The organism is Pseudomonas sp. EA_65y_Pfl1_P113, from assembly GCF_963970525.1.
GTDB lineage: Bacteria > Pseudomonadota > Gammaproteobacteria > Pseudomonadales > Pseudomonadaceae > Aquipseudomonas > Aquipseudomonas tritici.
In genome coordinates this window covers 1-950 of record NZ_CAXAQM010000114.1, presented here as the reverse complement: position 1 = coordinate 950, position 950 = coordinate 1, and the positions used below count along the sequence as shown (strand labels likewise).

Here is a 950-nt window from a genome sequence, read left to right as displayed (position 1 = left end):
CATTATGACGAAGTCCCCGCCAACGTTGCAGACGAAGTTAAGGCGAAGCTGGCGTAAGGCACCCCGCCCGGTGCTAGGGCTGGCGTAACCTGAAAACTCCCGCTATGGGGCCCCCTTCGCGTGGCGCTGTGGCGAACCGAAAACGATCAATAAGGTAGGAAAAATGGCAAAAGCAAAGTTTGAGCGGACCAAGCCGCACCTCAACATCGGCACCATCGGTCACGTCGACCACGGCAAGACCTCGCTCACGGCTGCGATCACCAAGGTGCTCGCGGAAACCGGCGGTGCGACGTTCACCAGCTATGCCAACATCGACAAGGCTCCCGAAGAGCGCGAGCGCGGCATCACCATCTCGACCGCACACGTCGAGTATGAGACGACCGAGCGTCACTATGCGCACGTCGACTGCCCGGGCCACGCCGACTATGTGAAGAACATGATCACCGGTGCCGCGCAGATGGACGGCGCGATCCTCGTCGTTTCGGCGACCGACGGCCCGATGCCGCAGACCCGCGAGCACATCCTGCTCGCCCGCCAGGTCGGCGTGCCGACGATGGTCGTGTTCATGAACAAGGTCGATCTGGTCGACGATCCCGAGATCCTCGAGCTGGTCGAGCTGGAAATCCGCGAACTGCTCTCGTCGTATGATTTCGACGGCGACAACATCCCGGTCATCCAGGGTTCGGCCGTTTGCGCGCTCGAAGACAAGCAGCCCGAGATCGGCCATGACGCCGTCCTCAAGCTGATGCAGGCTGTCGACACGTACCTGCCGCAGCCCGAGCGTCCGCTCGACAAGCCGTTCATGATGCCGATCGAAGACGTGTTCTCGATCTCGGGTCGTGGTACGGTTGTCACCGGCCGCGTCGAGACCGGCGTCGTCAAGGTTGGCGAAGAAGTCGAGATCGTCGGCATCAACGACACCCGCAAGACCACCGTCACGGGCGTCGAAA

The 950-nt window shown here is 61.9% G+C and carries 1 protein-coding gene; it reads left to right on the top strand.

What is annotated here, in order from left to right:
- Nucleotides 1-163: 163 nt before the first annotated feature.
- On the top strand, nucleotides 164-950 hold a 787-nt coding region (locus tag AACY52_RS28550), incomplete at its 3' end, for an elongation factor Tu (protein ID WP_339561100.1).